General features: G+C 69.7%; 27 protein-coding genes, 1 tRNA gene and 1 pseudogene. 14 read left to right on the plus strand and 15 right to left on the minus strand.

Annotated elements, in window-relative coordinates; genetic code table 11:
• Positions 1-147: 147 nt before the first annotated feature.
• The 3 genes from ACP95_RS09325 (at position 148) to ACP95_RS09335 (ending at position 2,365) form a co-directional block, all read left to right on the plus strand.
• Positions 148-936 (plus strand): alanyl-tRNA editing protein, encoded by a 789-nt coding sequence (locus ACP95_RS09325; protein WP_049980946.1) that lies wholly within the window; start codon positions 148-150, stop codon positions 934-936.
• Entirely contained in the window at positions 933-1,913 is a 981-nt protein-coding gene (locus ACP95_RS09330) for a DUF3179 domain-containing protein (protein WP_049980947.1), read from the plus strand. Before ACP95_RS09325 ends, ACP95_RS09330 begins: the two co-directional genes overlap by 4 nt.
• Before the next feature lie 71 nt (positions 1,914-1,984).
• Positions 1,985-2,365 (plus strand): DoxX family protein, encoded by a 381-nt coding sequence (locus ACP95_RS09335; protein WP_049980948.1) that lies wholly within the window; start codon positions 1,985-1,987, stop codon positions 2,363-2,365.
• A gap of 34 nt (positions 2,366-2,399) precedes the next feature.
• Here ACP95_RS09335 and ACP95_RS09340 read toward each other — a convergent pair whose 3' ends face one another.
• From ACP95_RS09340 to ACP95_RS09365, 6 genes are all read right to left on the minus strand, one after another.
• On the minus strand, positions 2,400-3,968 hold the full coding sequence (locus tag ACP95_RS09340; protein WP_049980998.1) for a sodium:solute symporter family protein: 1,569 nt from the start codon (positions 3,966-3,968) through the stop codon (positions 2,400-2,402).
• Positions 3,965-4,180 (minus strand): DUF3311 domain-containing protein, encoded by a 216-nt coding sequence (locus ACP95_RS09345; RefSeq protein WP_049980949.1) that lies wholly within the window; start codon positions 4,178-4,180, stop codon positions 3,965-3,967. Before ACP95_RS09345 ends, ACP95_RS09340 begins: the two co-directional genes overlap by 4 nt.
• 346 nt (positions 4,181-4,526) lie before the next feature.
• The gene (locus tag ACP95_RS09350) at positions 4,527-5,516 is read right to left on the minus strand and encodes a VOC family protein (protein ID WP_049980950.1); all 990 of its coding nucleotides are present in this window, start codon (positions 5,514-5,516) and stop codon (positions 4,527-4,529) included.
• A 180-nt stretch (positions 5,517-5,696) separates the two neighbouring features.
• Positions 5,697-5,799: transfer RNA gene (locus ACP95_RS09355), tRNA-Gln, on the minus strand.
• A 42-nt stretch (positions 5,800-5,841) separates the two neighbouring features.
• Positions 5,842-6,273: a metal-dependent transcriptional regulator gene (locus ACP95_RS09360; protein ID WP_049980951.1), complete on the minus strand. Its 432-nt coding sequence runs from the start codon at positions 6,271-6,273 to the stop codon at positions 5,842-5,844.
• Entirely contained in the window at positions 6,270-6,767 is a 498-nt protein-coding gene (locus tag ACP95_RS09365; protein ID WP_049980999.1) for a ferritin family protein, read from the minus strand. The genes ACP95_RS09360 and ACP95_RS09365 overlap by 4 nt, the downstream gene beginning before the upstream one ends.
• Positions 6,768-6,911: 144 nt before the next feature.
• Here ACP95_RS09365 and ACP95_RS09370 point away from each other — a divergent pair, with 144 nt between their 5' ends.
• Complete coding sequence (locus ACP95_RS09370; RefSeq protein ID WP_343122595.1) at positions 6,912-8,123, plus strand: MFS transporter; 1,212 nt, start codon at positions 6,912-6,914, stop codon at positions 8,121-8,123.
• Between the two features lie 28 nt (positions 8,124-8,151).
• Here ACP95_RS09370 and sufD read toward each other — a convergent pair.
• From sufD to ACP95_RS09385, 3 genes and pseudogenes are all read right to left on the minus strand, one after another.
• Positions 8,152-9,365 (minus strand): annotated as a pseudogene (sufD, locus tag ACP95_RS09375) (Fe-S cluster assembly protein SufD).
• Positions 9,365-10,795 (minus strand): Fe-S cluster assembly protein SufB, encoded by a 1,431-nt coding sequence (gene sufB / locus ACP95_RS09380; RefSeq protein WP_049980952.1) that lies wholly within the window; start codon positions 10,793-10,795, stop codon positions 9,365-9,367. The pseudogene sufD and the gene sufB overlap by 1 nt, the downstream one beginning before the upstream one ends.
• 4 nt (positions 10,796-10,799) lie before the next feature.
• Complete coding sequence (locus tag ACP95_RS09385; RefSeq protein ID WP_049980953.1) at positions 10,800-11,714, minus strand: ABC transporter ATP-binding protein; 915 nt, start codon at positions 11,712-11,714, stop codon at positions 10,800-10,802.
• Between the two features lie 245 nt (positions 11,715-11,959).
• On the opposite strand from ACP95_RS09385, the gene ACP95_RS09390 reads away from it, so the two are divergent.
• Entirely contained in the window at positions 11,960-14,335 is a 2,376-nt protein-coding gene (locus ACP95_RS09390) for a DUF2298 domain-containing protein (protein ID WP_049980954.1), read from the plus strand.
• Between the two features lie 13 nt (positions 14,336-14,348).
• On the opposite strand, the gene ACP95_RS09395 is transcribed toward ACP95_RS09390, so the two are convergent.
• Together ACP95_RS09395 and ACP95_RS09400 are read right to left on the minus strand one after the other, a co-directional pair.
• Positions 14,349-14,633, minus strand: a complete 285-nt coding sequence (locus ACP95_RS09395; protein WP_049980955.1) for a hypothetical protein — start codon at positions 14,631-14,633, stop codon at positions 14,349-14,351.
• 316 nt (positions 14,634-14,949) lie between these two features.
• On the minus strand, positions 14,950-15,216 hold the full coding sequence (locus ACP95_RS09400) for an HAH_0734 family protein (protein ID WP_049980956.1): 267 nt from the start codon (positions 15,214-15,216) through the stop codon (positions 14,950-14,952).
• A 108-nt stretch (positions 15,217-15,324) separates the two neighbouring features.
• On the opposite strand from ACP95_RS09400, the gene ACP95_RS09405 reads away from it, so the two are divergent.
• Genes ACP95_RS09405 through ACP95_RS16470 form a run of 6 tightly spaced genes read left to right on the plus strand, consistent with a single transcriptional unit; the run spans position 15,325 to position 17,931 of the window.
• The gene (locus ACP95_RS09405; RefSeq protein WP_049980957.1) at positions 15,325-15,606 is read left to right on the plus strand and encodes a 50S ribosomal protein L44e; all 282 of its coding nucleotides are present in this window, start codon (positions 15,325-15,327) and stop codon (positions 15,604-15,606) included.
• A complete protein-coding gene (locus tag ACP95_RS09410) occupies positions 15,603-15,776 on the plus strand; it encodes a 30S ribosomal protein S27e (RefSeq protein ID WP_049980958.1) in 174 nt (57 codons plus the stop codon). Before ACP95_RS09405 ends, ACP95_RS09410 begins: the two co-directional genes overlap by 4 nt.
• A 6-nt stretch (positions 15,777-15,782) precedes the next feature.
• Positions 15,783-16,577: a translation initiation factor IF-2 subunit alpha gene (locus ACP95_RS09415; RefSeq protein WP_049980959.1), complete on the plus strand. Its 795-nt coding sequence runs from the start codon at positions 15,783-15,785 to the stop codon at positions 16,575-16,577.
• On the plus strand, positions 16,574-16,765 hold the full coding sequence (locus tag ACP95_RS09420) for an RNA-protein complex protein Nop10 (RefSeq protein WP_049980960.1): 192 nt from the start codon (positions 16,574-16,576) through the stop codon (positions 16,763-16,765). Before ACP95_RS09415 ends, ACP95_RS09420 begins: the two co-directional genes overlap by 4 nt.
• Positions 16,766-16,808: 43 nt before the next feature.
• Complete coding sequence (locus ACP95_RS09425; protein ID WP_049980961.1) at positions 16,809-17,753, plus strand: PAC2 family protein; 945 nt, start codon at positions 16,809-16,811, stop codon at positions 17,751-17,753.
• A 55-nt stretch (positions 17,754-17,808) separates the two neighbouring features.
• A complete protein-coding gene (locus tag ACP95_RS16470) occupies positions 17,809-17,931 on the plus strand; it encodes a hypothetical protein (RefSeq protein ID WP_272913170.1) in 123 nt (40 codons plus the stop codon).
• Here the strand turns inward: ACP95_RS16470 and ACP95_RS09430 are convergent.
• Both ACP95_RS09430 and pan1 read right to left on the minus strand, forming a co-directional pair.
• On the minus strand, positions 17,928-18,248 hold the full coding sequence (locus ACP95_RS09430) for a MazG nucleotide pyrophosphohydrolase domain-containing protein (RefSeq protein ID WP_049980962.1): 321 nt from the start codon (positions 18,246-18,248) through the stop codon (positions 17,928-17,930). The two genes, ACP95_RS16470 and ACP95_RS09430, sit on opposite strands and share 4 nt — an antisense overlap.
• A 46-nt stretch (positions 18,249-18,294) precedes the next feature.
• Positions 18,295-19,509, minus strand: coding sequence for a proteasome-activating nucleotidase Pan1 (pan1, locus tag ACP95_RS09435; protein ID WP_049980963.1), 1,215 nt, complete (start codon positions 19,507-19,509; stop codon positions 18,295-18,297).
• 137 nt (positions 19,510-19,646) lie between these two features.
• Here pan1 and ACP95_RS09440 point away from each other — a divergent pair, with 137 nt between their 5' ends.
• From ACP95_RS09440 to rad50, 3 genes are all read left to right on the plus strand, one after another.
• Complete coding sequence (locus tag ACP95_RS09440) at positions 19,647-19,943, plus strand: hypothetical protein (RefSeq protein WP_049980964.1); 297 nt, start codon at positions 19,647-19,649, stop codon at positions 19,941-19,943.
• A 75-nt stretch (positions 19,944-20,018) separates the two neighbouring features.
• The gene (gene mre11, locus ACP95_RS09445; RefSeq protein ID WP_049980965.1) at positions 20,019-21,290 is read left to right on the plus strand and encodes a DNA double-strand break repair protein Mre11; all 1,272 of its coding nucleotides are present in this window, start codon (positions 20,019-20,021) and stop codon (positions 21,288-21,290) included.
• On the plus strand, positions 21,287-23,980 hold the full coding sequence (rad50, locus tag ACP95_RS09450) for a DNA double-strand break repair ATPase Rad50 (RefSeq protein WP_049980966.1): 2,694 nt from the start codon (positions 21,287-21,289) through the stop codon (positions 23,978-23,980). The genes mre11 and rad50 overlap by 4 nt, the downstream gene beginning before the upstream one ends.
• Here rad50 and ACP95_RS09455 read toward each other — a convergent pair.
• Both ACP95_RS09455 and ACP95_RS09460 read right to left on the minus strand, forming a co-directional pair.
• A complete protein-coding gene (locus ACP95_RS09455) occupies positions 23,977-24,420 on the minus strand; it encodes a DUF7346 family protein (protein ID WP_049980967.1) in 444 nt (147 codons plus the stop codon). The genes rad50 and ACP95_RS09455 overlap by 4 nt on opposite strands.
• 46 nt (positions 24,421-24,466) lie before the next feature.
• Positions 24,467-24,895 (minus strand): DUF7322 domain-containing protein, encoded by a 429-nt coding sequence (locus ACP95_RS09460; RefSeq protein WP_049980968.1) that lies wholly within the window; start codon positions 24,893-24,895, stop codon positions 24,467-24,469.
• Between the last annotated feature and the right edge of the window lie 20 nt (positions 24,896-24,915).

The raw sequence follows: 24,915 nt of genomic DNA on the forward strand, positions 1-24,915 counted from the left end.
GGGCCGTTTCGCTCTTAGTCGTTGCGGGACCGGGAGACGGGCGATCTCGGCCCGTCACGTGGCCGTCGGTCGAATCGGGATCCGGGGTCGCCCCGCGGCCTTGCTGGGGACAGAACCGTTAGGTGCGTTCGGGTGCTGCCGAGCCGTATGACCGACCAGCGCTACCTCGAGGACGCGACGGTGCGGGAGTTCGAGGCGACCGTCGAACGCACGGTGAGCGACGACCGCGTCGTGCTCGATCGCACCCACTTCTACCCCGAGGGCGGCGGCCAGCCCGCCGACCACGGCACGATCACCGACGCCGACGGCCGCGTCTGGAACGTCGTCGACGTGCAGAAACACGACGGGATCCACCACTACCTCGAACCCGGCCCGGGCGTCGACGGCGACGAGCTCCCCGAGGCCGGCTCGACCGTGACGGGCGAACTCGACTGGGAGCGCCGGTACAGCCACATGCGCTACCACACCGCCCAGCACCTGCTGTCGGCGCTGCTGCTGAACGAGTTCGACGCCGAGACGACCGGGAACCAGGTCCGCGCCCACAAGGCGACGCTGGACTGCGCCTACGAGCGCTTCGACGATGACGAGCTCCGGCGGATCGAGCAGCGGATGAACGAGCTGGTCGAGCAGGCCCGCCCCGTGGAGTGGTACGTGCTCGACCGCGAGACGGCCGAGGCGGAGCTCGACCCCGAGCGCACGCGGCTCTCGCTGCTGCCGGACTCGATCACGGAGATCCGGATCGTCGAGATCGGCGGGCGCTCCGCGCGCGGCGCCGAAGAGGAAGGCGCCGACCCCGGGGGCGACGACGAGCCGTTCGACCGAACCGCCTGCGCCGGCACGCACGTCTCCAACACCGAGGAGATCGGTGCGGTGACCGTGACGGGTCGGGAGACGAAGGGGAGCGAGGAGGAGCGGATCACGTTCGAACTCGCATGAACGTCCGCCAGGTCGTCCCGAAGGACGCGATCCCGAGCGTCGACGACCCCGAGTTTCGCGACACCCACCCCGAGCCGGGCGACGAGGTCGTCGGCGTCGAGATCGACGGCGAGGCCAGGGCGTACCCCATCCGCTACCTGAACTACCACGAGATCGTCAACGACCGCGTCGGCGGGGTCCCGATCGCGGCGACCTGGTGTCCGCTCTGTGGCAGCGTCGTCGTCTACGACCGGCGACCGACCGCGGGGGAGCTCCCCGCCGAAATCGACGACCCCGGAACGCTCGAGTTCGGCGTGAGCGGGAAACTGGCCGACGACGACCTGGTGATGTACGACCGCGAGACGGGGTCGGAGTGGAAGCAGTCGCTGGGCGAGGCGATCGCCGGCCCGCTCGCGGGGGCGCGCCTCCGGATCCGCCCCGCGACGACGACTACGTGGGCGCGGTTCCGCGATGGCCACCCCGACGCCGTCGTCATGGCCGAACCGGGCGGCGAGAGCGAGGCCGCGGGCGACGGCGCCGAGCCGGAGCCGGTCGACTACGACGACGACCCGTACCGCGACTACTTCGAGGCCGAGGGGTTCGGGCTCGACGCCCACCGCGGCGACGGCGGCGGCCGGGAGTGGGACCGCGAGGACCTCGCCGCGAAGGAGCGCGTGCTGGGCTTGGAGATCGGCGGCGACGCGCTGGCGTTCCCGAGCGGCCGAGTCGAGGCGGCCGGAAGTGTCGCCACCGCCACCGTCGGCGGCGAGGACGTGGTGGTCGTCGCAGACGGCGGGGAGATGGCGGCCTACCGCGACCCGGGGTTCGACTGGCGCGCCGCCGAGGACGGACTCCGCGGCGACGGCACGCTGTGGGACGCCGCCACCGGCGAGCCCCTCGACGGCTCGGGACGCGACCCGCTCGAGCGGCTCCCGGCGCAGTGGCTGTTCGCGTTCGCGTGGCAGGACGACCACGGCGACGCGTTCTGGTCCCCCTGAGACCACGGCGACGAGCGCGAACGGCGCCGCGGCAGTCACGCTTTTGCCCGTCCCGCCGAAACCCACGACGCATGACAGATGACGACCGCTCGCTCTCGTCGCTCGGACGGATCGCGCTCGGCCTCGGGCTCGCGCTGCAGGCGACCGAGGACTTCCGGGACATGGAGGACACCGTCGAGTACGCCGAGTCCGCGGGCGTGCCGATGCCCGAGACGCTCGCGCCGCTGGCGTCGGGGTCGATGGTCGCCGCGGGGCTGGGGATCGCGCTCTGGCGGCTCCCCCGGCTCGCGACCGGCGCCGCCGCGGGCTTCCTCGCGGTGGTGACGCCGACGATGCACGACTTCTGGAACGCCGAGGACGGCGGCAGCGGCGACCGGCTCGCCTTCTTCGGCAACCTCGCGATGCTCGGCGGCGTGCTCGTGTTCCTGCGGGAGGCGTGGCGTCGGGACTGAGAAACGGGTCGATCGCGAAAGTTCTCTGCCGGCGTCAGTCGTCCGCCGGCCCCTGCAGCACCGACGGTCGCTCGGCGACCGACGCGGAGGTGACCGCCGAGACGCCGACGACCAGCGCGAGGCCGACGAGCATCCCGACGACCGACGACGACCAGCCCGCGAAGCTCTCGATCACGCCGGGGACGACGACGCCCAAGACGGTCGTCGTCTCGCCGGCCGGCGGCGTGAACGTCGTCACCATGTAGAACAGCTGGCTGCCCAGGATCGCCGCGAGCATCCCCGACAGCGTCGTTCTGGACCAGTAGAGCGCGACGATCACGGGCGGAGCCAACTGGGCGAACCCGCCGAAGGCGGTGTCGCCGATCACGAACAGCGACGGCGGGTTGAACAGGCTCGCGACGAACGCGAGCGTCGCGAAGACGGCGACGCCGACGCGGGCGATCAGATCCTCGCGGCGCTCGCTGGCGTCGGCGTTGACGAACGGGCGGTAGAGGTCGCGGGTGAAGTACGACGAGCCCGACAGCAGCATCGAGTCCGAGGAGGACATCATCGCCGCCATCGCGCCCGCGACGACGAGCGCCGCGAACCACGTCGGCGTGTACTCGGCGAGCAGGCCCGGGAGGATGTTGCCGCTCTCGGGCATCGGCACGCCGAGGCCGGCCGCCCACGCGCCGAGCATGAACGCCGGGACGAACAGCAGGAGGACGACGACGGGCCACAGCGCCATCGTCCGCTTCAGCACTTTCTCGGAGTTCGCGACGAAGAAGCGCTGGTTCACCTGCGGGAACATCGCGACGCCGAAGGCGATGCCGATGGCCTGCGAGAGCATCCACGGCAGCGAGTAGGCGCCGCCGCCCAGCAGCGACGGCGACGACGAGCCGTCGCCCAGCGCGAGGAACTCGGGGTTCGTCGACGCCACCGCGTCGGTCGCGGCGCCGATGCCGCCGACCGCCGAGAGCACCCAGACGAACGCCGCCCAGACCATCGTGAGCATGAACAGGCCCTGCAGCGTGTCGGTCCAGGCGACGCCGCGCATCCCCGAGAGCACGACGTAGACGATCATGAACACCGTGATCAGCCCCGCGCCGGCCCAGTAGGGGACGGCGCCGTTGGTCAGCGCCGAGAGCGCGCCGCCGGCGCCGACCTGCTGGAGCATCACGTACGGGAACAGCCAGAACAGCGAGACGAGCGCGACCGTCGCCCGGAGCGTCGGCGAGCCGAACCGGTCGCCCAGCATCTCGCCCAGCGTCACGTAGCCGTACTCGCGGCCGACGAGCCACTGCTTGTAGCCGACGACGTACCAGAGCACGCCGAAGATGATCCCGTCCATCAGCCCCATCACGAGGATCCATTCGGGCCCGAGCCCGTAGGCGATGTTCGGGCCGGCGAAGAACGTGAACGCCGACAGCAGCGTCGCGAACGTCGTGAACAGCAGGACGACCGTCCCCAGCGTCCGCGAGGCGAGGTAGTAGTCCTCGGCCGTGCGGTCGGTCAGGCGGTAGGCGACCAGCCCCACGCCCAGCGCGAGCAGGAGGTAGGCGACGATGATGCCGAGCTGGATCGTCACCGCGGACTGGAGCGGGCCAGCGGCCGCGAGGGTCACGCCGACCACCCCCCCATCCAGACGCCCCAGCCGTGCTGGGTGAACACGGCGAAGGTGATCGACGCCAGCACCATCCAGCCGACGTGCCACCAGAGCCACACCGGGAGGCCGGCGACGACGGTCGAGTCGTTCCAGAGGAACCACGGGATCGCCAGGGCCGCCAGCAGGAGGAACGCGGCGCCCCACGCCAGCGACGCAGTACGAGTCGGCATTGTGGAGCGGAATTCTCATCTAGTTGTGAAAATAGTACCGGAATAGCGAACACCAACCGGTCTTGAAGAAAATTCTCCTTCAACGAACGGCGCCAGTGGAAGAGAGCCACCAAAAACGCGGGACGGCTGTCGGTGCGCGTCGCGGTCGATGGGATCGCGGTCCGCGGGCGTCGCAGTCGGCGTCGTCGGTCTGCGGGTGTCGCGGTCCGCGGGCGTCGCGTTCGGCGTCGTCGGCGCGCTCGGGCGTCGCGGTCGGCGTCGTCACCGCTCACGGGCGTCGCCGTCGCTGGTACTGCGCGTCGCTGCCGCTGTCGGTTCGAAAGCGTGCGAGAACGGGCGCGGCGCCTCAGTCGTCCGCTTCGGCGCGATCGGCGCGGGGGATCGTCACGTCCGGGAGGTTCGCCTCGATCTCCTCGCGTCGCTCCCCGAACGGGCCGGGGAGCACGAGTCGCCCGCCGAGGTCGTCGAGCGGTTCGTCGCTGTCGTAGCCCGGCCCGTTCGTCGCGAGTTCGAACAGCACGCCGGCGTGTTCACGGAAGTACACCGAGCGGAACCAGTGGCGGTCGATCTGCTGGGTGGGGTCGAGCCCGCGCGAGCGGACGGCCGTCCGCATCGACTCCTGGTCCGCGTCGGTCGGCGTCTGGAACGCGACGTGGTGGACGGTGCCGTGGCCGTTGCGGCCGCCCTGGATCGTCGGCAGCACGTCGACGTACGACCCGACGGGCCCGTCGGCGGCGAAGCGCGTGCGCTCGTCGCCCGGCGTGTCGCCCTGGGCCTGTTCGGTGCCGACGCGGTCGAGCCCCATCGTCTCCAGCAGCTCCTCGGTCGGGTCGGGGTCGGCGAGCCAGAGCGTCACCGAGTGGAACCCGCGGATCGCCGCCGACTCGGGGACGAACGCCGTCCACGGCACCGTGGGGTCGTCGTCGCCGATCTCGGTCGCGACCAGTTCGACCGGGAGGCCGTCGGGGTCCCGGAACGGGAGGACGGTCTCACCGAAGCGGTCGACGCGCTCGTCGTAGTCGACGCCGTACTCGTCGAAGCGCTCCTCCCAGTAGTCGAGGCTCCCCTCGGGGACCCGGAACGCGACCCGGGAGACCTGCCCGGAGCCGACCGTCCCCTGGGGCATCTCCTCCCACGGGAAGAACGTCATGCTCGTGCCGGGCGTCCCCTCCGCGTCGGCGAAGAAGAAGTGGTAGGTGCTCGGGTCGTCCTGGTTGATCGAGCGCTTCACGAACCGGAGCCCGAGCGTCTCGGCCCAGAAGTCGAGGTTCCGCTGCGGATCGCCGGCGACGCAGGTGACGTGGTGGATGCCCGGCGTGGGCGTTGGGTCAGCCATACCCGTCGTAGTCGCCGGATGGACTTGAGTCCGCGCTGACGTGCGTGTCACCTGGGGGCGTCGACGCCCGGCGGAAGAGAAGTAGTCCCGGGCGGATTCGAACCACGAGGACTTCGCTTCGCTCGTCCTCTGGCGTCGAATCCGCAACGAGCTACTCGTCCTCACTACGTTCGGACAGAATAGTCCCGGGCGGATTCGAACCGCCGTCGAAGGCTGTCCCCCCCGTCCGGAGTCTCCGAACGGGTCCAAAGGCCCTCATGATTGGCCACTACACCACGGGACTGTACTCGAAGCAAGCGGCGCGCCGTACAAGAGTATTACCGTCTCAGTCCGCCCCCTCGCACGTTCCCGCGAGGTAGCAGCAGGCGTCGGCGTCGGCGTCGAAGCAGTCGGGGCACTCCTCGGCGCGGTCGATGATCGTGTCGAGTCGCTCCGCGACGGTCTCGTCGATCACCGGCTCGAGCTGCTGGGCCTCGTCGCGGAACTCCTCGACGCCGAGCACGTTCGCGAGGAAGCGCTCGAGGATGCAGTACGTCTGAAGCGCGTTCTCCGCGCGGCTGATCCCCTCGTCGGTGAGCGACACGCCCTTGTACTTCTCGTGCTCGGCGAGCCCCCGCTCCTCGAGCTTCCCGATCATCTCGTTCGCGCTCGCGGGACTCACGTCGAGCGAGTCGGCGACACGCCCCGTCGCCGCCGGGCCGTCGTCCATGCGCTGGACCAGATAGATCGCTTTCAGGTACTGATTGGCCGTGTTCATTCGCGAGCCTCCATGATCCGGGTGACCTCCTCGACCCCCGCCGCCTCCTCGTCGCGGATCTCGGTCAGCACGCCGAGCACGCGATCCCGTTCGAGCGAGAACGTCGCGTCGCTGGCCTCGATCGCGTCGATCAGGTCGTCGTAGAACTTGTAGGCCGTCTCCTCGTTGCAGAGCTGGTCGTACAGCACGCCGTCGAAGTCCTCGGGCTTCGTGCGGCCGTAGCGGGCCTCGACGAGCGACTCGACGCTCTCGAACGGGATCGACTCGGCGTCGAGCTCGTCGACCAGCTCCTCCAGCCGTTCGCGGTGGTTGGCCGACTCGGCGGCGGCCTCCTCCAGCAGCGCCTCCACGTCGGCCTCGAGGTCGCGGTCCTCCTCGGCGAGGCTCTGGTAGTGCCGGTAGGCGCGAGCCTCGACGACCTCCTCGAGCACCACCCCGATCTGGAGCAGGCGGGCGAGCTGGTGGTCGGAGTCGACCTGCTGGTCGACGCTCACCGTGACCACCGCCAGTCGGCGTCCGATACCGTCCTCATCAGTGCCGACTCCGGGAGGCAGGGACTTAAGCCCGGCCCTTCAGCGGGTCCGGCGGCGCCGACTGAACCCGGAAGTCCGAAGCATCCCGAACGTGAACGCCCCCGCGTGTCTTCCCGCGACCGGACCGCGCTCGCGCTCGTCGTCTGGGCGGTGATGCTCTCCCAGACGCTGCTGTACCCGGGCGTGGACCGGCTCGTGGCGGCGATGGGGTTCGGCAGCGGCAACTACCTCGACGCCAGCACGTGGTTCCTCGCCGCCGAGTTCGCCGCGTTCGCGCTCGCCGCCGGGGTCTGGGGCGCCGCCAGCGACACGGTCGGCCGCCGCATCCCGTTCGTCGCCGCCGGGGCCGTGCTGGGCGCCGTCGGCTACGGCGTCCTCGGACTGCTCGGGCCCACCGACCCGGCGTTCTCGCTCGTGCTGGTCGTCCGGTTCCTGCAAGGCGCTGCCACGGTCGGCGCGTTCTCACTGGCGATGTCGATGCTCGCCGACCTCGGCGAGGGGGCCGGCCGGAACATGGGCGCCGCCGGCATCGCGATCGGGTTCGGTACCGCCCTCGGCGCGCCGCTCGGCGGCCAGCTCTACGCGATCGGCCCGTTCGTGCCGCTGTGGACCGGGGCGGTGCTGCTGACGATCGTCGGCGCCGCGACGCTGCTCGTCGCCGACCGCGCCCCCGAGGGCGACCACGAGGGCGTGCGCGAGGCGCTCGGCGCGCTCCGCCGGACGCCGACGCTGGCGGTGCCGTTCGCGTTCGGCTTCGCCGACCGCATGACGGCTGGCTTCTTCGCGCTCGTCGGGACCGTCTACTTCCGGACCGCGTTCTCTCTCTCGCCAGCGGAGACCGGGATCACGCTCGCGCTGTTCTTCGCCCCGTTCGGGCTGCTCCAGTACCCCTTCGGCCGGCTCTCCGACCGGTTCGGTCGCACGGCGCCGATCGTCGCCGGCTCGGCGTTCTACGGGATCGTCGTGCTCGGGATCGGCGCCGCGGAGTCGACGTTCGCCGCACAGGGTGACGCACTGCTGGCCGTGCAGTTCGGGATGGTCGCCGTCGGCGTGCTCGGCGCGCTGATGGCACCGGCGACGATGGCGCTAGTGGTCGATCTGGCGCCGGCGGGCGAGCGCGGCGTCGCGCTGGGCGGGTTCAACATCGCCGGCAGCCTCGGCTTCCTCGCGGGCGTCGTCGGCGGCGGGCTGATCGCCGACGACCTGGGCTACCCCGCCGCGTTCGGCTTCGCCGGCGGCGCCGAGATCCTGCTGGCGCTGGTCGCGATCCCGGCGTTCCTGCGGCTGCAGATCAGTCGCGAGAAGCTGTTCAGCTAGTCGGAAAGAACGGAAAGCGGCGGTCGCCTCAGGCGAGGCGTTCGCGGACGAGCTCCTCGACGTCGTCGCGGAACTCCTCGACGGCGATCTCCTCGAGCACGGGCACGAAGAACCCCTCGACGAGCATGTTGCGTGCCTGCTCCGGGGAGATGCCACGTGAGGTCATGTAGAACAGGTCCTGCTGGTCGACCTGCCCGACCGTCGCGGAGTGGCTGGCCTCGGTGTCGTGGTTCTTGATGATCAGCTTCGGCGAGGCGTCGGCCTCGCTGTCGTCGCTGAGCATCAGGGTGTTCTCACGCTGGTAGGAGGAGGTGTCCCAGGCGTCACGGCCGACGTCCTGGACGCCCTCGTACACCGAGCGCGCGGTGTCGTCGAGCACGCCGCGGGTCACGAGGTCCGCGGTGGTGTGCTCGGCGTTGTGCCAGACACGCGCGTTCACGTCGAAGTGCTGGTCCTCGTGGCCGAAGAACGAGCCCACGATCTGGGACTCGCTCCCCTCGCCGTCGAGTTCCGTCTCCACGTCGGAGCGCGTGATCTGGGTGCCGAAGTTGCCCTCGATCCAGTTGATCGTGGCGTCGTCGCCCGCGATCCCGTGCTTGAGCGTGTAGCAGTAGGCGTCCTCCGAGAGGTCCTGCAGCGAGCCGAACTGGACGTTCGAGTTCGCGCCGGCGGCGACCTCGACGAGGTTGCTGAAGTAGCGACCCTCGTCGTCGGCGGTCGGCCCCTCGTCGTCGATCGCTTCGAGGATCGTGACGGAGGCGCTCTCCTCGGTCACCACCAGCGTGTGGCTGAACAGGGAGTCCGAGCGCATCTCGGTCCGGATCTTCACGTCCTCGGCGTCGACGCCCTCGGGGACGTAGATCAGCGTGCCGGTGGTGAACAGCGCCGCCGACAGCGCGGTGAGGTAGTTCGTCTCCGGGTCGAGCGTCGCGCCGAGCTCCTCGCGGACGAGCTCCTCGTCTCGTCGAGGGCGGTCTCGAAGTCGAGCACTTCGACGCCCTCGGCGGTGACACGCTCGGTCTCGTCGGACTGGTTCAGCGGGTCGACGAGCTGCTCGAACTGCAGGTCGGTGAGGTTCGTCCACCGACGGCCGGGCGTCTGGATCACGTCCGGCAGGTCCAGGTCGTCGAGCGCGTCGAGCGCGTCGAGACGGCGTTCGAGCAGCCAGTCGGGTTCGTCGCGGGCCGCCGAGAGGTCGCGGACGACCTCCTCGGTGAGCCCCTGTTTGAGCGTCGCACTCATTATCCGAGGCTCCCCTCCATCTCGAGCTCCACCAGTCGATTCAGCTCGACGGCGTACTCGATCGGCAGCTCCTCCGTGATCGGCTCGATGAACCCCGAGACGATCATCTGCTTGGCGTCGTCGTCGTCGAGCCCGCGGGTCTGGAGGTAGAAGATGTCCTCGTCGCCGATCTTCCCCACCGTCGCCTCGTGGGCCACGTCGACCTTCGACTCGTTGATCTCCATGTACGGCATCGTGTCGGAGGTCGACTCGTTGTCGAACATCAGCGCGTCACACTCGACGGCCGTCGAGGAGTTCTCGGCGCCGTCGGCGATGTGGACGAGGCCGCGGTAGTTCGTGCGGCCACCGTCCTTGCTGATGGACTTCGACTCGATGGTGGACTTCGTGTTCGGCGCGTTGTGGTACACCTTCGCGCCGGTGTCGATGTCCTGGCCCTCGCCCGCGAAGGCGATGGTGATGTGGTTGTCGCTCGCGCCGCGACCCTTGAGGACCGTCGACGGGTAGAGCATCGTCGCTTTCGAGCCCATCGAGCCCGAGATCCACTCCATGCGCCCGTTCTGCTCGACGAGGGCGCGCTTCGTGTTGAGGTTGTACGTGTTCTTCGACCAGTTCTGCACGGTCGAGTACTGGACGTGGGCGTCCTCGCCGACGTACACCTCGACGCCGCCGGAGTGGAGGTTGAACGCGGAGTACTTCGGGGCGGAACAGCCCTCGATGTAGTGGACCTCCGAGCCCTCCTCGGCGATGATCAGCGTGTGCTCGAACTGGCCCATCCCTTCCGAGTTCATCCGGAAGTACGCCTGGACGGGCATGTCGACCGTCACGCCCTCGGGGACGTAGACGAACGAGCCGCCCGACCAGATGGCGCCGTGGAGCGCGGCGAACTTGTTGTCGCTCGGGGGGACACAGTCCGTCATGAAGTGCTCCTTGACGAGCTCGGGGTGCTCGTCGACGGCCTGGTCCATGTTCATGAACACGACGCCCTTGTCCTCCCATCGCTCCAGCATGTTCTGGTAGACGACTTCGGACTCGTACTGGGCGCCGACGCCCGAGAGCGCGTTCTTCTCGGCCTCGGGGATGCCCAGCTTGTCGAACGTGTCCTTGATGTCGTCCGGGAGGTCGGTCCAGTCGTCGACGCCGCCACGGGTCTCGATGTCCGGGCGGATGTACGGGACGATCTCGTTGATGTCCATCTCCGACAGGTCGGGCTGGCCCGGCCAGTCGGTCGGCATCGGCATCGCCTGGAACTGCTTGAGCGCACGGAGGCGTCGCTCGCGCATCCAGTCGGGCTCGTCCTTGTCGTCGGAGATCGCGTGGATCGTCTCCTCGGTCAGCCCTTTCTCCGCCGCGTAGGCGGCCTCGGAGTCCTTCTTGAAGTCGAAGCGCTCCTCGGTGTCGGTCTGTTGTAGGTGGTCCTGGTCTGAGCTCATGATGTTAGGCCGTCTCGTACACCTGCTCGCGCACCCAGTCGTACCCTTTCTCCTCGAGCTTCTCGGCGAGTTCGGCGTCGCCGTCCATGACGACCTCGCCGTCGAGCATCACGTGGACCCGGTCGGGCTCCACGTAGTCGAGGATCCGCTGGTAGTGGGTGATCTGCAGGACGCCGGTGCCCTGCTCGTCGCGCAGTCGTTCGATACCCTGTGCAACGTCGTTCAGGCGGTCGATGTCGAGCCCGGAGTCGATCTCGTCCAGCACGGCGATCGACGGCTCGAGGATCGCGGCCTGCAGCACCTCGTTCTGCTTCTTCTCGCCGCCGGAGAAGCCGGCGTTGAGGTAGCGCTGGGCGAACGACTCGTCCATGTCCAGCAGCTCCATCTTCTCGCTCAGGATCTGCTGGAACTCGGCGACGCCGATCTCGCCGTCGTCGGCGGGGCCCTCCATCGGGGAGGTCTCGTACCCCTCGTCCTCCTCCTTCTCGGCCTCGGCTTCGTCCTCGTCCTCGAAGAGCTCCTCGCGCTCCTCGAGCTTGGCGTTGAGCGCCTGGCGGAGGAAGTTGGTCATGGTGACCCCCTCGATCTCGGCGGGGTACTGGAAGGCGAGGAAGATGCCCAGCGCGGCCCGCTCGTTGGGTTCGAGGTCGAGCAGGTCCCAGTGGTAGTGCTCCTCCTCGAGCTCCTCGTCGACGTCCGCGAGGTCCTCGTCGTCGAGGTGGAGCGTGATCTCGCCATCGGTCACCTCGTAGGCCGGGTGGCCCGCGATGACTTTGGCGGTCGTGGACTTCCCCGACCCGTTCGGGCCCATCAGGGCGTGGATCTCCCCGGAGTTGACCTCCAGATCGACCCCGCGAAGGATTCGCTCTCCGTTCTCGGCGACTTCCGCGTGTAGGTTGTTGATTTCGAGTGTAGCCATTCGTAGCCTCGTGGGTCTACATGGGGGTGTCGCACCCATGAACGTTACGCATCACCCCCCGAGTAATTTCGAGTCTGGAAAAATGATTTTCTGAATCGGGAAGATCTGCGACGGTGTCCGGGTCGTGCCGTTTCAGGAGGCTCGCCGCAACAGCGCGGATTTTCCGGGTCCGTTCCGGCGGTGAGTACGGCCGCTTGCGCCGACACCCGAAAGGGGTTTCCCGGTTCGGGCCACGGGTTCCGGCAATGCAGTATCTCGCCGTGCTCGTCTGGCTGTCGGTTTTCGCGGGGCTGGCGGTGCTCGGCTACCCGCTCGCGGCCCGGCTGTTCGCCCGCTTCCGGAGCCGCGGCGTCGGCTTCGCGCTCCCGGCGGCGCTGGTGACGATCTGGCTCCCGGTGTACTGGCTCGGCAAGCTCTCCTTCGGCCCGCTCACGGTGGCTGCGGGCGTCGCCGTCCTCGTCGGCGTCGCCGCCGCGCTGGGGCTGGACCGCGAGGCGCTGCGGGATGGGGAGCCACGACTCGCCGACGACCTCGGCGTCGATCGCCGCGTCGTCGCCGAGACCGCGGTCGTGTTCGTCGCCGCCTTCCTGTTCCTCGTCGCGATCCGGAGCGCCGACCCGGCGGTCCACGCCAGCGGCGGCGAGAAGTACCTCGACTTCGGGATGCTCCGGACGCTGCTGCGTTCGGGGGCGCTCCCGCCGGAGGACTTCTGGTTCGCGGGCGAGCCGGTGCAGTACTACTACGGCGGCCACCTCGTCGCGGCGATCCTCACCTACCTGACCGGCACGGCGCCGGAACTGGCGTACAACCTCGCGCTCGCTGGGTTCTACGCGATGCTCGTGACCGCGGCGTACGACCTCGCGAGCAACGTCGCGGCCGAGCGCGGCGTCGACGCCACGCTTGGCGGCGCGTTCGCCGCCTTCTTCGTCGGCTTCGCGAGCAACCTCGCCACGATCGGTCGGCTCCTTCTCGGGCTCCTTCCCCCCGGCCTCCGCGAGTCGATCGCGCCCGGGATCAAAGTGCTCCCGCTGTCGGGCGAGGGGTTCAGCTACTGGAACGCCAGCCGCGTGATCACCGACAGCGTCGACGGCGACACGTTCCCGACGATCAACGAGTTCCCGCTGTTCGCGTGGCTCAACGGCGACATGCACGCCCACATGATGGGGACGCCGTTCCTCCTGCTCGCGGCGGCGCTGGGGTTCGCGCTCTACCTGACTCCCGCCGACGAGCGCCGGCGCCGGCTGGGGCTGCTGGCCGTGGTTCCACTGCTCGGGCTGTTCCAGATCGTCACGAGCACCTGGAGCTTCCCCTCGGTGTTCGGGATCACCTACCTCGCGCTGGCGCTCGCGCCCGCGAGCCCGACCGCGCTGCTCCCGCCCGGCGTCGCCGAGCGCGTCCGGACGCTCCGCCGGCGGGCAGCGGACTCCCTGGGCGAATCGGGCGCGGAGTCGCCGGCCGCATCGGGCGACGACCCGGCCGCCCGTGCGCTCGAGGAACTCGAACGCCTGCTCGTTCCGCTGGGCGTCGTCGGCGCCCTCGGCGCGGTCGCGGCCGTGCTCGCGGCGCCGTTCCTCGCGGCGACGATGACCGGCGGGAGCAGTCGGACGATCGAGTTCCTCCCCGCCGCGGCGCGAAGCGGGGTGCTCGAACTGTTCGCCGTCCACGGCGCCTTCCTCGTCGTGTTCGGGCTCTACCTGCTCGGGCGAGTCGAGCGCGACCGGCGCTGGTCGCTGGCGCTGGCGATCGTCGCCGTCGCCGCCGTGACGATCACGCTCCCGCTGGACGTGCTGGCCTTCACGCTCCCGCTGCTGGTGCTGGGCTGGGCCGTCCTCCGGTTCCGCGACGCGGGGTACGAGACGGTGCTGATCGTCGCCGGCGCGGGGCTGGTCACGATCGTCGAGTTCGTGTTCGTCAACGAGCAGGCCGGGCCGCTCCGGATGAACACGGTGTTCAAGACGTACATGCAGATCTGGGCGTTCTGGGGCGTCGCCGCCGGCGCCGCCGTCGCGGGCCTGCTCGGTCGTGCGGGGCAGGCAGTCCAAGCCGCGGACCGCCCAGCCCTCGGCCGCGGGGTCGCCGCGCCGGTGTTGGTCGCGGTGCTCGTCGTGACCACCTCGCTGTACGGCGGGTTCGCGCTCTCGGGCCACTTCGCGGGCGCCGAAGAGCCGACGCTCGACGCCACCTCGATGCCGAGCTGGTACGACGAGAGCGAGCTCGCGGCGGTCGACTGGCTCGACCGGAACGCCGACGGCGAGACGGTGATCGTCTCCGCGCCCGGCACCGGCGGCGAGCCCGGCATGTACAGCTGGGAGGCCTCCATCGCCGCCAGCCTCACGGGCGTCCCCACGGTCGCCGGCTGGGCCCACGAGGTCGGCTACCGCGGGCCGGACGCCTACTACGCCCGGGCGGAGGCCGTCGACGCGCTGTACACCGGCTCGCCCGCCGAGGCGGCGTCGGTGATCCGCGAGCACGAGGTGGAGTACGTCTGGGTCGGCGCCGCCGAGCGCGGGCGGTACGGCAACGAACTGGTGAACTTCAGCGATCGCGAGGGGTACGAGCCCGTGTTCGTCGAAGGGGACGTCGTCGTCTACGAGGTGACGGCGTCGGAGTTGCCCGAGTGAGTGGCCACCTCGGTCACTCGTCGGGGACTTCGTAGACCCTGACCGTCTCGGGCGTCAGGACGACCGGGTGGTGCCAGATCGAGAGCTCCAGGCGAACCGGCATCTCCGCGGCGAACAGTTCGTCCATGGCGTCGGTCGCGACGTGGTCGTAGAGCGTCGTCTCCCGCTCCCGAACGTCGGTCTCGAGCGCGTCGAACGCCGCGGTCACGGCCTCGACGGCCGTCTCGTCACGATCGATCGAGTACGTGACGAGCCTGTCGGTCGGTGGCGGGTCGGAACCACGCCTCGCGGGAACCATAATCTGACCGAACCACGCCAAAAATAAAGGTGTACCGGAGCTATTGAAACCGTCCGCGAACTCTGGCGGCTGGCCTCGAGCCGCGGTTTTCGGTTTTTCACGACGACGGCATACGCTCCGGCGCCGCGGCACGGAGGTCGCGACGGGTCGCGAGCCGCCGTTTTCGGTTTTACACGATCGCGGCAGCACGCTCCGACGCCGCGGCACAGAGGCCGCGGCGGATCGCGAGCCGCGGTTTTCGGTTTTACACGATCGCGGCAGCACGCTCCGACGCCGCGGCACGGAGGCCGCGGCGGGTCGCGAGCCGCGATCGGCGTTAGACGTTCAGCGGGTTCTTCTCGCTCACGATCTCGACGTCCTCGGCGTCGACGCTCTCGGTGTCGAGCCAGTGGGGGACGTACTGCCGCTTGTCGTACGTCTCGCGGTCCTCCTCGGTGCCGACCGTACACCACAGCTGGGGCTCGTCGGGGCCGTGCCAGTCGCCCTGTCGGTTGACGCCGAAACAGATCAGCTCTTCCCCGTCGACCTCGATGACGTCGTCGCGTCGGACCCCCGCGTCGCCGTGGACGATGAGCTGCTTCATGCGCTTGGGTTCGCCGAGACGTTCCTTAACCGCTTCGCTCCCCCGCCGGTCGAGACCAAACGGGTTTTAACTGCGCCTCCCGAAGTCGCCGCCAAGAGGCGAATATCCATGGAGATGCCACGCCGCATGAACACGTACTGTCCGCACTGTGACGCCCACCACGAACACGAGGTCGAGAAGGTTCGATCCGGCCGCCAGACCGGGATGAAGTGGGCCGCCCGCCAGCAGAAGCGCGGCAAGAAAGTCATCGGGAACTCCGGGAAGTTCTCGAAGGTGCCGGCCGGCAACAAGCCGACCAAGAAGACCCACCTGAAGTACATCTGCTCGGACTGCAACAAGGCCCACATGCGAGAAGGGTGGCGGACCGGCCGCCTGGAGTTCCAGGAATGACGGGGAGCTTCGTCACCGTCGTCTGTCCGGACTGCGAGAACGAGCAGATCGTCTTCCAGAACGCGTCCACGACGGTCAACTGCGCCGTCTGTGGCACCACGCTGGCGACGCCGACCGGCGGGAAGGCCGACATCAACGGCGAAGTCGCCGACGTCGTCGAGGCGCGATAGCACCACATGGCGGGGAACGAGTGGCCCGAACCGGGTGAGCTCGTAGTCGGAACCGTCGACGAGATCGCCGACTTCGGCGTGTTCGTCGACATGGAGGGCTACGAGCACCGCGGGCTGGTCCACATCTCGGAGGTCGCCTCCGGCTGGATCAAGAACGTCCGCGACCACGTCAGCGTCGGTCGCACGGTCGTCGCGAAGGTGCTCGAAGTCGACGAGTCGGCCCAGCAGGTCGACCTGTCGCTGAAGGACGTGAACGAGCACCAGCGCAAGGAGACGATCCAGCGCTGGAAGAACCAGCAGAAAGCGGACAAGTGGATGGAGCTCGCCTTCGGCGAGGACCACGACCGCGACGACGTGGTCGAGTCACTGCTGGTCGAGTACGACTCGCTGTACGAGGCGTTCGAGGAGGCCGCCGTCCACGGGATGGAGGCGCTCGAGGGCGTCGACCTCGCGGACGAGGACGCCCAGGCGGTCGTCCAGACCGCCCGCGAGAACGTCTCGGTGCCGTACGTCAACGTCACCGGCTACGTCGACATCCGCTCGCCCGGTCCCGACGGCGTCGACGACGTGAAGGAGGCGCTCCGAGCCGCCGCCGGCGAGGGCGACCACGACGTGCCCGAGGAGGTCGAGCTCGAGGTCTCCTACGTCGGCGCCCCGGAGTACCGCATCGAGGTGCAGGCGCCCGACTACAAGACCGCCGAGGCCGAACTCGAGGCCGCCGCGGCACGCGCCGAAACCGCGATCGAGGAACTCGGCGGCACCGCCGAGTACCACCGCGAGCGCAAGGAAGACGACGAATGACGAAGTCGGACATCCGCGTCTGTTCGGCGTGGGAGTCCGAACACGAACGACCCGTCTACACGCTTTCTCCGACGTGTCCCGACTGCGGCGCCGAGGCGATCAACTCCGCGCCCGCGCCGTTCGACCCCGCGGACCCGTACGGCGAGTACCGCCGCCGGGCCCGCGACGCCGGTCCTGACACGAACTGAGGGTTTCGACGCACCTTTACCCGCCGGTGGACCATTCGAGTGTATGGAACCCATCGACATCGAGACCGTCGCGGACCCCGACCTCCGGGAGCCCGTACTGGTCGAGGGGCTGCCCGGCGTCGGCCACGTCGGCAAACTCGCCGCCGAGCACCTGCTGGAGGAGTTCGAGAGCACGCTCGTCCGCCGGGTGTACGCCGACGAGTTCCCCCCGCAGGTCGACGTGGACGACGACGGCGTCGCCTCGCTGACCCACGCCTCCTTCCACGCCGTCGACCTCTCCTCGCCGACGCCGACCGACGTCGACGACGAGGACGACGAGGAAGCCGACGACGGCGAAGCCGACGCGGACGACGAGAACCCCGAGGGCGACGCGCTCGCCGACGGCGGCGAGGTCGACGCCGAGGGTGAAGCCGAGACCGAGGACGGCGACGACGCCGAGGACGAGGACCCCGGCACCGTCCCGACCGACCGCGACCTGCTCGTGCTCACCGGCAACCACCAGGCCGGGAGCAACAAGGGTCACTACCAGCTGACGGAGGCGTTCCTGGACGTGGCCGAAGGGTTCGGCGTCGAGGAGGCGTACGCGCTCGGCGGCGTCCCGACGGGCGAACTGATCGAGGAGCACAACGTCCTCGGCGCCGTCAGCGACCCCGAACTGACCGAGTCGCTCTCCGACGCCGGCGTCGAGTTCCGCGGCGACGAGCCGGCGGGCGGCATCGTCGGCGTCTCGGGGCTACTGCTCGGTCTCGGCGGCCGCCGCGATCTCGACGTGGCCTGCCTGATGGGCGAGACGAGCGGCTACCTCGTCGACCCCAAGAGCGCGCAGGCGGTGCTGGAGACGCTGGAGCAGCAGCTCGAGTTCCGCGTCGACTTCGCTGCGCTCGAGAAGCGCGCCGAGGAGATGGAGGAGGTCGTGAGCAAGATCCAGCAGATGCAGGAGGGCGGCGGCGCCGGCCCCAGCGACGAGGAACTGCGGTACATCGGCTGACCGGCGGCGTCGACCGACCCGGGAGAACTAAGTTCGGGCGCGCCCCCGTGTCGGTATGGACACCGACCACCCGTCGTGGCGCGCGCTCGCAGGCACTCTCGGTGGCTACGGACTGATCCTGGTGGCGATGACGCTGCTGCTGTTCGCGGTGCCGACGGCGATCTTCTACCTGCTCTAGGCGCCGGAGCCGGCGTCGCCGCCGTTCTCGATCCGCGTCTCGTACTTCGAGAGCGACGTCTCGAGCGCGTCGCCGGCGTCGACGTCGAGTTCGTCCGCTAGCGCGAGCAGCGCGAACAGCGCGTCGCCGAGTTCGTCTTCCGGCACGGAGAGCGACGCCGGCGAGTGGCCGTACTCGCTCGATTCGGCGGCGTCGGCCGCCACCTCACCGACTTCGGCGGCGAGGTCGAGCAGGCGGTAGGCGGGCGGGGCGTGCATCCCGTTCTCGTCGACGAACGCGGCCACCTGCTGCTGGGCCGTGGAGAGATCCTCGGGCATAGCTACCCGACAGGAAGGCGGGAAGGAAAAGCCGGCGACGCGCCGATCAGGCGAACGCGGGCGACTCGCCGGCCTCGACGGCGTCGGTCCCCTGGAGCTTCGCCCAGGCCTCCTCGAAGTCCCGGCGCTCGATCTCGGTGCGGTCGTCGCGGATCGCGAACATCCCGGCCTCGGTGCAGATCGCTTTCACGTCGGCGCCGGAGGCGTCCTCGGTCAGTTCCGCGAGTTCGGCGAAGTCCACGTCGTCGGCGACGTTCATGTCGCGGGTGTGGATCTGGAAGATGAGCTCGCGACCCTCGGGGTCGGGCTTGGGCACCTCGATGAGGCGGTCGAAGCGACCGGGGCGGAGGATCGCCTCGTCCAGCATGTCGAAGCGGTTCGTCGCCGCGATGATTCGGATGTCGCCGCGCTCGTCGAACCCGTCCATCTCGGAGAGGAGCTGCATCATCGTGCGCTGGACCTCGGCGTCGCCGGAAGTCTTCGAGTCGGTCCGCTTCGAGGCGATCGCGTCGATCTCGTCGATGAAGATGACCGCGGGCTCGTTCTCGCGGGCGACCTCGAACAGGTCGCGGACGAGCTTGGCGCCCTCGCCGATGAACTTGTGGACGAGCTCGGAGCCGGCCATCTTGATGAAGCTCGCGTCGGTCTCGTTGGCGACCGCCTTCGCGAGCATCGTCTTCCCCGTCCCGGGCGGGCCGTGGAGCAGGATCCCGCTCGGGGGCTGGATGCCGACCGTGTCGAACGTCTCGGGCTGCTGGAGCGGCAGTTCGACCGTCTCGCGCACCTCGCGCATCTGGTCCTGCAGGCCGCCGATGTCGCCGTAGGTCACGTCCGGCGAGTGGTCGATCTGCATCACGCGGGCCCGCACGTCCGTCTCGCGGGTGAGCTTCTGGACGACCGACAGCGAGTTGTTCACCGCGACGCGGTCGTCGGGCTCGATCTCCTCCCGCATCTCGTCGGTGACCTCCGTCAGCGCCTCCTGGTTGTTGCCGTGCTGCTTGATGACGACGCCGTCGTCGTTGATCTCCTGGACCGTCGCGACGAACAGCGGCGACTGCTTGAGCTTCTCGTTCTCGTGGGAGAGCCGTTCGAGCTTCTGCTGGTACTTGTTGTTCTCGGCGTTCGCGTCGAGCAGGCTGTCACGCATCTGCTCGTTCTGGTCCTCCAGATCCTCGAGACGCTCGCGCAGGGACTCGATCTTCTCCTGTTGCGACGCCGTCTCCTCGTAGGGGAGTTCGACGTCGTCAACCGTATCGCTCATTGGCGGACCGTAAGCGGCTGACTCTTATGAGGCTTCGGGTCCCGTCGGAATCCACCGCGGGACGGACCGCAAGCACAGCGCCGCTGTCCCCCGTATCCACCCGAATCCTCAAGTGGGATTGGGCGACCAAGCCCGCCGTGACCGACCCGGACGCAGTCGCACGGGCGCTGGCCCGACTGGCCAGCGGCGCCGCCCGACACCGCGAGCGCGACACCGACGACACGGACTCCCGAAGCGTCGTCGCCGACGCCGAGGCGGCGATGGAGCGCGTGAGCACGGCGGCGGCGTTCGTCGACGCCGGCCGCGAGGCCGAGCTCCGCCGCGCCGTCGAGGACGCCGACGGTCGCGGTGACGACGCGCTCGCGACGCGGGGTCGGGCAGTGCTGTCGACGCTGGAGGCGTTCCGCGACGCGGCCGGCCAGGAGCGTGAGTGATCCTCGTCGGGGGGCCGACCACTTCCACCCCGCTCGCGCAACGCTCTTCCCGGGAGGGGTCGTAGCCGTGGGCAGATGACTCGGGTGATACACACGGGCGACACCCACGTCGGCTACCAGCAGTACCACTCCCCCGAGCGCCGGGCGGACTTCCGCCGGGCGTTCGACGCCGTAGTCGACGACGCCGTCGAGGAGGGCGTCGACGCGGTGGTGCACGCCGGCGACCTGTTCCACGACCGCCGGCCCGAACTGCCGGACCTGATGGCCGTGCTCTCGGCGCTCCGGCGACTGGACGACGCCGGCATCCCGTTCCTCGCCGTCGTCGGGAACCACGAGGCCACCCGGTCCGGCGAGTGGCTGGACCTGTTCGAGGGGACCGGGCTCGCGACGCGGCTCGACGACACGCCCGAGATCGTCGGCGACACCGCGTTCTACGGGCTCGACTGGGTTCCGGAGTCGCGCCGAGACGACCTCGAGTACGAGTTCGCCGACCACGACGCCGACCACGCGGCGCTGGTCTCCCACGGCCTGTTCACTCCCTTCGAGTTCGGCGAGTGGGACACCGAAACGGTGCTCTCCGAATCGTCGATCGAGTTCGACGCGATGCTGCTCGGCGACAACCACAAACCCGACACCGCCGAGGTGTCGGGGACGTGGGTGACGTACTGCGGGTCGACCGAGCGCGCGAGTGCGAGCGAGGAGGACGCCCGCGGCTACAACCTCGTCACGTTCAACGATGGGGAGGTCGACATCCGTCGGCGCAGCCTCGACACACGCCCGTTCGCGTTCGTCTCCGTCGACCTCGCCGACGGTGAGGGGGTCGATCGCGTGCGCGAGCAGGTGCGCCAGCACGATTTGGAGGACGCGGTCTGCATCGTCGAGATCACCGGCGAGGGCGAGCCCGTCACCCCCGCCGCGATCGAGGAGGCCGGCGAGGAGGCGGGCGCGCTGCTCGTGCGTGTCACCGACCGCCGGGAGATCGAGGAGGAGGCCGAGATCGGCGTCAGCTTCGCCGACCCCGACGACGCGGTGAGCGAGCGCGTCGCGGAGATGGGTTTGTCGACGGCCGCCCGCGGCGTCGACGAGACGGTTCGGGAGAGCAAAGTCGCCGACTCGAACGTGCGCGAGGCGGTGAAGAACCGCGTTTCGGAGCTCCTCGACGAGGAGCCCGACGCGTTCGAGAGCGCCGGGGGCGAGGACGGCCCGACGGGCGATGACGCCGCCGAGGACGACGACGGCGTCGACGGCGGGGCGACCGGAGAAAGCGAGAGCGGTGGCGACGAGGCCGACGAGGAACCGGCACCACAGGACGACGCGGCGCAGGGCACCATGGAGGAGTACCTGTGAAGTTCGACCGCCTGCGGCTGCGGAACTTCAAACCGTACGCCGACACGGACCTGCGCTTCGAGGACGGCGTCACCGTGATCCACGGGCTCAACGGCTCCGGGAAATCCTCGCTGCTCGAGGCCTGCTTCTTTGCGCTGTACGGGTCGCGAGCGCTCGACGGCACCCTCGACGACGCGGTCACGACCGGCGCCGACGAGACCGACGTGGAGCTGTGGTTCACCCACGCGGGCGAGGAGTTCAAGATCACACGGGAGCTCCGGCGCTCCGGCGACTCGATCTCGACGCGCACCTGCACGCTCGACGCCCCCGACGGCGTCGTCGAGGGCGCCCGCGACGTGCGGAAGTTCGTCGGCGAGGAGCTGCTCCGGATGGACAGCGACTCGTTCCGCAACTGCGCGTACATCCGGCAGGGCGAGGTGAACCGACTGATCAACGCCTCCCCGCGGGAGCGCCGGGAGATGATCGACGACCTGCTCCAGCTGGGGAAGCTGGAGGAGTACCGCGAGCGCGCCAGCGACGCCCGGCTGGGGGTCGAGGACGTGCTCTCGGACAAGCGCGGCGGGCTGAACAAGCTCGACGAGCAGATCGAGGCGAAGCAGGCGAAGGATCTCCACGACCAGCTAAACGATCTGGAGAGCGATCTTCGGGAGCTCGACGACGAGATCGAGCGTTTCGAGGGGAACCGCGAGGACGCCCGCGAGACGAAGGAGGAGGCGGAGTCGATCATCGAGCAGGCCGAGGAGCGCGAGAGCGAGCTCGAGGAGCTGAGCGAGGAGATCGAGGAGCTCGAGGCGTCGATCCGCGAGACCGAGAGCGAGCGCGAGGCGCTGCTCGACGAGATCACCGAGATCCGCGAAAGGATCGAGGAGCGTGAGGCCGAGATCGACGAGCTCGCCGACGCCGCCGGCATCGACGACGCGACCGAGGACGCGGTCGCCGACGCACGCGAGGCGCTCGACGACCGGGAGGAGACGGTCCGCGAGCAGCGCCAGGAGCAGCGCGACCGCGTCACCAGCCTCGAGAGCGAGGCCGAGAGCCGCCGGGACGAGGCCGAGCGCCTGCGCGAGGACGCGAGCGAGAAGCGCGAGCGCGCAGACGAGCTGGAGAGCGAAGCCGAAACCGACGAGGCCGACCTCGAGGAGCTACGTGCAGACCTGGAGGAGGTCGTCGCGGAGCGCGAGGAGATCGAGGCCCGGTTCGCCGAGGCGCCCGTCGATATCGGCGAGGCCGAGAGCCACCGAGCGGCGCTCCGCGAGGAACTCGACGACGTGCAGGCGGAGATAGAGGAGACGGTCGGTCAGCTCGCCTCGGCGCGGGACCGCGTCGAGGAGGCCGAGGAACTGCTCGAGGAAGGACACTGTCCCGAGTGTGGCCAGCCAGTCGAGGACTCCCCTCACGTCGACACGCTCGAAGCGGACCGCGAGCGCGTCGAGGAGCTGTCGGCCGAGCTCGGCCGGCTCAACGGCCGGAAAGCCGACCTCAAAGCCGACATCGAGGACGCCGAGTCCCTCGTCGACGCCGAGAGTCGCGCGGCGACCCTCGACGAGCGCCGGGAGCTACTCGAGGCCCGCGTCGAGGAGCTCGCGGACGAGATCGAGGCCGACCGCGCGGAGGCCGAGGAGCTCCGTGAGGAGGCCGACGACCTGGCGGCGGAGGCCGAGGAGGTCGAGAACGCGGCCGACGAAACCGAAACCGACGCCGAGGAGGCCCGGGAGCGCGTCGACGAACTCGACGGCGAACTCGAGGACGTCGACGGGCGCCGCGAGCGACTCGACGCCGTCGACGACACCCTCGTCGCTATCGACGACGACGAGGACGAGATCGACCGGCTGCGGGAGCAGCGCGAGAGCAAGGCCGAACTCGCCGACGAGCGCCGCGACCGACTGGAGGCGCTCCGGGAGCGCCGCGACGAGCTCCGCGAGCAGTTCGACCGCGACCGCGTCGAGAAAGCCCGAGAGAACCGGGACGAGGCCGTCGACTACCTCGAGAAAGTCGAGGCGAAGCTCGACTCGCTCGCCGAGCGCCGCGACGAGTTGACCGGCGAGATCGGCAGCGTCGAGAACGAGATCCGGGAGCTCGAGGAGCTCCGCGACGACCGCGAGGAACTCGCCGAGACCGTCGCCGACTTAGAGTCGCTCCACGAGGAGACCGAGCAGTTGGAGCGGACCTACGGCGACCTCCGGGCGGAGCTGCGCCAGCGCAACGTCGAGACGCTCGAACGGATGCTGAACGAGACGTTCGACCTCGCCTACGGCAACGACGCCTACTCACACATCGAGCTCGACGGCGAGTACGACCTGACCGTCTACCAGAAGGACGGCACGCCGCTGTCACCCGAGCAGCTCTCCGGCGGCGAGCGCGCGCTGTTCAACCTCTCGCTGCGGTGTGCGATCTACCGCCTGCTGTCGGAGGGGATCGAGGGCGCGGCGCCGACGCCGCCGCTGATCCTCGACGAGCCGACGGTGTTCCTGGATTCGGGGCACGTCTCCCGGCTGGTCCACCTCGTCGAGGAGATGCGCGGGTTCGGCGTGCGCCAGATCCTGATCGTGAGCCACGACGAGGAGCTGGTCGACGCCGCCGACGAGCTCGTCACCGTCGAGAAGGACACGACGACGAACCGCTCGACAGCGCGCCGGGAGGACGCCGCGACGCTCGCCCGGGCGGAGGCGATCCTGGAGGGCGACGACTAGGCGTCGTCGGGCGCCGACCCGTCGGCGCGCAGCAGTTCGACCGCTTCTTCGGCCGGCTCGGTCGCCGCGTAGCCGCGCTCGCCAGCGACGCGGCACTCCGCCACCAGCCCCGCCGCGCGGAGCTCGGCGAACAGCCCGTTGAAGTCGCTCTCGCACAGCCCGGACTGCGAGAGCAGGTCGACCACCGCGGTCGGCCCGTCGTCGACGAGCAGCACCAGCACCCCGAGCGTTCGCTCGTCGTGGGCCGCCGTCACGACCTGCCGGACCGGTTCAGGGATCCCCGCGGCGGCGACCGCGATCGACCCGTCGGCGACCGGCTCGACCGCGTCGGCGTCGACGCGCCACTCCTCGCCCGTCGCGGGGTCGCGGAGCCGTGCGGTCCCGTCGGTCGTCGACAGCAACAGGTGGCGCTCGCCGTCGGGAGTCTCGACCGTTCGCATCGCTCGTCACCAGGAGGTTGGCGTGGAAAACGGTTCCGGGGCGGCCTCAGTCCTCGTCTCGGTCGTCGTCCGTGTCGGTGGCGTCGGCGGGTTCGTCGCTCTCAGTTGCGTCGTCCCCGTCGTCGGCGTCTTCGGCGTCGAACTCGCGGTAGACGCCGTACGCCCGCCAGAACGCCACCAGCCCAGCTGCGACCAGTACCGCGGAAACGACCGCGCGGCCCCGGAGCGCGTAGACGACGGGGCCGAGCGCGATCAGGAGGACGGCCGCGTTGACGTAGATCACCGCCGCCCAGAACGCCGACGCAGTCTCCGAGCCGACTTCGGTCTCCACGTCGTCGCCGCCACCGCTACCGGTGCGCTCACGGAGTTCGGCCTCCATGTCCCGGGCTTTCGGGCCGTCGTAGCCGTCGTCGGCGTCGTCGAACGGCTCGACGGTCCCCTCGACGAACGCCTCGACCGGGTCGTCGTCGCTCACGGGTCACCTCCCGGGGCGAG

The organism is Halolamina rubra (assembly GCF_000739555.1).
Taxonomy (GTDB): domain Archaea; phylum Halobacteriota; class Halobacteria; order Halobacteriales; family Haloferacaceae; genus Halolamina; species Halolamina rubra.

Coding starts and splice junctions, on each gene's coding strand:
- ACP95_RS09325 (WP_049980946.1), top strand. CDS start 148: ATGACCGACCAGCGCTACCTCGAGGACGCGACGGTGCGGGAGTTCGAG.
- ACP95_RS09330 (WP_049980947.1), top strand. CDS start 933: ATGAACGTCCGCCAGGTCGTCCCGAAGGACGCGATCCCGAGCGTCGAC.
- ACP95_RS09335 (WP_049980948.1), top strand. CDS start 1,985: ATGACAGATGACGACCGCTCGCTCTCGTCGCTCGGACGGATCGCGCTC.
- ACP95_RS09345 (WP_049980949.1), bottom strand. CDS start 4,180: ATGCCGACTCGTACTGCGTCGCTGGCGTGGGGCGCCGCGTTCCTCCTG.
- ACP95_RS09350 (WP_049980950.1), bottom strand. CDS start 5,516: ATGGCTGACCCAACGCCCACGCCGGGCATCCACCACGTCACCTGCGTC.
- ACP95_RS09360 (WP_049980951.1), bottom strand. CDS start 6,273: ATGAACACGGCCAATCAGTACCTGAAAGCGATCTATCTGGTCCAGCGC.
- sufB (WP_049980952.1), bottom strand. CDS start 10,795: ATGAGCTCAGACCAGGACCACCTACAACAGACCGACACCGAGGAGCGC.
- ACP95_RS09385 (WP_049980953.1), bottom strand. CDS start 11,714: ATGGCTACACTCGAAATCAACAACCTACACGCGGAAGTCGCCGAGAAC.
- ACP95_RS09390 (WP_049980954.1), top strand. CDS start 11,960: ATGCAGTATCTCGCCGTGCTCGTCTGGCTGTCGGTTTTCGCGGGGCTG.
- ACP95_RS09395 (WP_049980955.1), bottom strand. CDS start 14,633: ATGGTTCCCGCGAGGCGTGGTTCCGACCCGCCACCGACCGACAGGCTC.
- ACP95_RS09400 (WP_049980956.1), bottom strand. CDS start 15,216: ATGAAGCAGCTCATCGTCCACGGCGACGCGGGGGTCCGACGCGACGAC.
- ACP95_RS09405 (WP_049980957.1), top strand. CDS start 15,325: ATGGAGATGCCACGCCGCATGAACACGTACTGTCCGCACTGTGACGCC.
- ACP95_RS09410 (WP_049980958.1), top strand. CDS start 15,603: ATGACGGGGAGCTTCGTCACCGTCGTCTGTCCGGACTGCGAGAACGAG.
- ACP95_RS09415 (WP_049980959.1), top strand. CDS start 15,783: ATGGCGGGGAACGAGTGGCCCGAACCGGGTGAGCTCGTAGTCGGAACC.
- ACP95_RS09420 (WP_049980960.1), top strand. CDS start 16,574: ATGACGAAGTCGGACATCCGCGTCTGTTCGGCGTGGGAGTCCGAACAC.
- ACP95_RS09425 (WP_049980961.1), top strand. CDS start 16,809: ATGGAACCCATCGACATCGAGACCGTCGCGGACCCCGACCTCCGGGAG.
- ACP95_RS16470 (WP_272913170.1), top strand. CDS start 17,809: ATGGACACCGACCACCCGTCGTGGCGCGCGCTCGCAGGCACTCTCGGT.
- ACP95_RS09430 (WP_049980962.1), bottom strand. CDS start 18,248: ATGCCCGAGGATCTCTCCACGGCCCAGCAGCAGGTGGCCGCGTTCGTC.
- pan1 (WP_049980963.1), bottom strand. CDS start 19,509: ATGAGCGATACGGTTGACGACGTCGAACTCCCCTACGAGGAGACGGCG.
- mre11 (WP_049980965.1), top strand. CDS start 20,019: ATGACTCGGGTGATACACACGGGCGACACCCACGTCGGCTACCAGCAG.
- ACP95_RS09455 (WP_049980967.1), bottom strand. CDS start 24,420: ATGCGAACGGTCGAGACTCCCGACGGCGAGCGCCACCTGTTGCTGTCG.